Origin of the sequence: Campylobacter sp. TTU-622 (assembly GCF_016598965.1) — a bacterium.
GTDB lineage: Bacteria > Campylobacterota > Campylobacteria > Campylobacterales > Campylobacteraceae > Campylobacter_D.
This window is the reverse complement of sequence record NZ_JAENKR010000100.1, coordinates 1-4,279: the sequence shown is the minus strand read 5'-3', so window position 1 is coordinate 4,279 and position 4,279 is coordinate 1. Positions and strand designations below refer to the sequence as shown.

Sequence of the window (4,279 nt, the reverse complement as noted above, 5' to 3'; positions counted from 1 at the left end):
CTCATATCAATCACATAACGAAATTTTGCTTTACCTGAAGTAAGATTTTCATAAGCTTTATCAATTTCGTTTGGCTTTATAAGTTCAATCTCTGGATAAATTTGATGCTTTAGTGAAAAATCAAGCATTTCTTGAGTTTCAGCAATACCACCTATTAAAGAGCCATAAACTTTTTTTCCAGCTTTAAATATAAGATCTTTTATATTGATATTTACTTCATTTTCTAAAGGAGGAAGTCCAACAATAGCCATTTCTCCACCAAATTTAAGTAATTCTATATATGCAACAGGATCATAAGCAGTTGGTATAGTTGAAATAATAAAATCAAATCTTTCTTTTACGATATTTTTATCAGTGCTTGTATAAAATGAACTCACACCCATTGCTAAAGCATCAGCTTTTTTATTTTCATTTCTAGCAAAAACACTTACTTTTGCACCCATTTTAATAGCGTATTTTACAGCCATCATACCAAGCCCACCAAAACCAGCTATAGCTACACTTGAGCCTTCTTTAACATTAGAAAATTTTAAAGGTGAATAAGTAGTAATTCCTGCACAAAGTAAAGGTGCAACTTTTTCCATAGGAGCATCTTTTGGCACACAAATGGCAAAGTTTTCACTCACAACAATATTATTTGAATAGCCTCCATAAGTAATTTCATCATTGTGGAAGCAATCTTTACTATTATAAGTATAAATTGTTTTTCCTTGTTCGCAAAATTGCTCTTGTGAGCGTTTGCAAGCATCACATTCTCCACAAGAATTTATCATACAACCTACCCCTGCATAATCACCTACTTTAAATTTGCTTACATTTTTTCCTACAGCTATAACTTCTCCAGCTATTTCATGTCCTGGAACGCAAGGATATATAGCTTCACCCCACTCACTTCTTGCAGTATGAATATCACTATGACAAATTCCAGCATATAAAATTTTAATTAAAATATCATTATCACCAATGGCATGACGGCTAAAATCAAAAGGTGTAAATTTAGCATCTTTACTAAGCATTGCATAGCCTTTACTTTGTATGCGTCCATTATCTAAAATAGTATATTTCATTTTATCTCCTTTATAGTGTTTTATTTTTTAAATTTGTTAATACTTTTTTATACTTATAATAAATTCAAACATTCTTAATTTTTTATTTATAGTAATTAATGCCTCCTTTATTGAGTGTTTAAATTTTTATCTTTAATAATTAAATTTATCCTTATATACTAATATCTATATAGCTTATACTTATTGTTCATACTTATTGTTTTAGCTTAAATTGAATTAAAGCTTTATAGGTTTTTAGAATTTTTTGTTTAATAAAACAAAAGCCAAAAAATATAAAACAACGATTATTGAGTAAAATTGAAAGAATTCAAAAATATTAATTATAAAAATTAATGGTAAGAATTTAAAAGTTTTGACTAAATACTTAGCCAAAATTTGGCTAAGTTATTAAATTTGGATATCTAAAGTTTTTCCGCCAAGCTCATCTAAACGTTGATTAACCTTTTCTAAGGCCTTATCCATAGTGTCTTGACTAATCTGTGGCAACTTTCCACCCCATAAATTTGAAGCTTCTTCAAAACCTCTTTGCATCCCTTCTATGCCTTTTTTTAGCTTCTCTACATCATCTCCTGCACCCTGTATCACAAAGTCAGCTATACGATCTGCAGTATTTTGCACACCAAAAAAACCATTTTCACTAAGCAAATCCTCTAATTCACTTGAATTCATATCTAATGGATTTTTTCCAAAATATCCTATAGAAGCAAAATCTAACCCTGAAAGAATTCCTTGCGCTTTACTAAGATTATCTTGATTAAAAAGATCAAAAACTCCATTTTGAGCACTTATGCTACCACTAACAGCATTAAAAGCTTGTTGTTCAAATTCAGCCAAATATATTGCACTCATTCCTTTACCACCTATAGCACTAAGTTGCTCAAGGACTTTTTTATCTACATTTTTGCTAGAATTTGCACTTTGAGTATTACTCTCTCTTGTTTGAGAACTAAGTTTATTGTTATTAATCTGTACAGCTACATTAGAATACGCGTTTATTTGCATATTAACTCCTTTTAATATGATTAATTAATATCGGCATTTTAATTATACACTTAATTACTTATCATTAACTTTTAAATTTTATACTTCTTACATTAAACTAATATAAAACTTCATAAATCTTAAACTCCTTAGAAAAATAACGCTCAAAATTTTTGAGCGTTTGTTTATATATGGAGTATTTATTATAAATTTAACTATCATTTAAGTATATATTAAGAAAATATAACACTTTTTTATGATACAATTGCTAGCGTAGATATTTAAATAAGGAGAAATTTTATGAAACTAGTTAAACTTAGTTTAGTAGCAGCTATGGCTGCAGGCGCTTTTTCAGTAGCAAATGCTGCTCCTTTAGAAGAAGTACTTAAAGATGTTGATGTATCTGGGGTTTTAAGATATAGATATGATACTGGAACATTTGATAAAAAATTTACACAGGATAAAGAGAGACTTAATACATCTAGACAATTGCACAAATATAGAGCACAAATCAATTTTAATGCTGCTATAGCTGATAATTTCAAAGCTTTTATGCAACTTGATTACGATGCTGCAGATGGTGGCTTTGGAACAGATAATATAAGTAGCACAAACAAAGGACTTAGCGTTCGTCAATTATACTTAACCTATACGAATGATGATTTTGCTACAAGTGTAATCGCAGGTAGACAACAACTAAATACTATCTGGACTGACAATGGTATTGATGGTTTAGTTGGAACAGGTATCAAAGTAGTAAATAATAGCATAGATGGTATCACTTTAGCTGCTTTTGCTGTAGACAGCACAAACGCAAACAGAGATACAACAATAATTCAAGCTAATGGCACTTATGAAAATGGTGATAGTGATGCTTCTGAATTTTTAAATTGGAGTAAAAATATTTATGGTGCTGCTGCACTTGCAAGCTATAGTGTTTTCGGTGGAGACATCAACTCTCAATTATGGTTAGCTTATATGCCTGATAATGCATTCTTATATGCTCTTGATGTAGCTTATAGCACAACTATATTTGATGGAGCAAAATGGACTTTAGAAGGTGCTTACTTAGGAAACTCTATGGATAGTACACTTAAAAAACAGCTTGTAGATGGTAAAAACAATAACTTCTTTGCCTTAAGAGGAACTGTTGAATTTGGTGGCTGGGATGCTACACTTGGTGGTCTATACTATGGTAAAAAAGATGGTGCTACTTTAACTGTTATTGAAGATCAAGGAAATTTAGGTTCTTTACTTGCTGGTGAAGAAATTTTCTATACATCAGGCTCTAAATTAACTGGAGATCATGCTGGTCAAAATACTTTTGGTTATATAACAGCTGGCTATACTTTTAATGAAACTGTACGCGTAGGTGGAGATTTCGTTTATGGTGGAACTAAATCTAATATTGCTGGTATAGGTGGAGATAAAATGGAAGCAGTTGCAAGAGTAGATTACAAATACTCTCCAAAACTTGACTTCTCAGCATTCTACTCATACTTAAATGTTGATAGAAAAAATGCTGGTAATGCAGATCACAGCACTGTAAGACTTCAAGCTCTTTACAAATTCTAAAAACTTTTTAAGCCTATCTTTTGATAGGCTTTTTATACTTTAAAATTGTTTTTTATTTCAATTTATCTTTAGAATTATTTATACTTTCGGTTTTATTTTAAATACTTCATTTAAATGCTATAATATTTTTAGATATTAAAATAAATACTTTTTAACAAAATAAAACTAAAATCATTTAAAAATAAAATTTAACTTTTATTATTTCCAAAGCCATAAAATTTTCATAAAAATAATTAAATTGAAATAAATAATCATAAATTATTTTACACAAAACACTATTTCAAATATAAAAAGGTTTTAATTTAATTTTTTTCTATAAATACTATTGTAAATCTTAAATAAAAAATGTTTAATTTTATATTTTTTACAAATTTCTTTATAGCTTTTTAAATTAAAAATTAAATTTATATTTTTAATTGCGTAAAAATTTATCTTTAATAAATTATCCATAAAACTGCTTTACAAGTCAAAGCCTATACTTTCCACTTGATTTCTAATGCAAAATTTAAGTATATTTTTATTTAAAATCTTTTAAATTTTAACTTAAAACCTAACCTTTCAAAATAAAATATTTTCTTTGCTTTTTAATATTTTGTTTTGTGTTTAAATTCTTTGAAATTAAAACAAATTATTAAAATGCAAATGCAAGAAGTGAT

At 28.3% G+C, this 4,279-nt stretch carries 3 protein-coding genes; 1 reads left to right on the top strand and 2 read right to left on the bottom strand.

Annotated elements, in window-relative coordinates:
- Together JG677_RS07295 and JG677_RS07290 are read right to left on the bottom strand one after the other, a co-directional pair.
- The coding region (locus tag JG677_RS07295; protein WP_200285985.1) for an NAD(P)-dependent alcohol dehydrogenase at positions 1-1,067 on the bottom strand (1,067 nt) is incomplete at its 3' end.
- 387 nt (positions 1,068-1,454) lie between these two features.
- Positions 1,455-2,069, bottom strand: a complete 615-nt coding sequence (locus JG677_RS07290; protein ID WP_200217846.1) for a hypothetical protein — start codon at positions 2,067-2,069, stop codon at positions 1,455-1,457.
- A gap of 279 nt (positions 2,070-2,348) precedes the next feature.
- On the opposite strand from JG677_RS07290, the gene JG677_RS07285 reads away from it, so the two are divergent.
- Complete coding sequence (locus tag JG677_RS07285) at positions 2,349-3,623, top strand: major outer membrane protein (RefSeq protein ID WP_200285983.1); 1,275 nt, start codon at positions 2,349-2,351, stop codon at positions 3,621-3,623.
- The last annotated feature ends 656 nt before the right edge of the window (positions 3,624-4,279 follow it).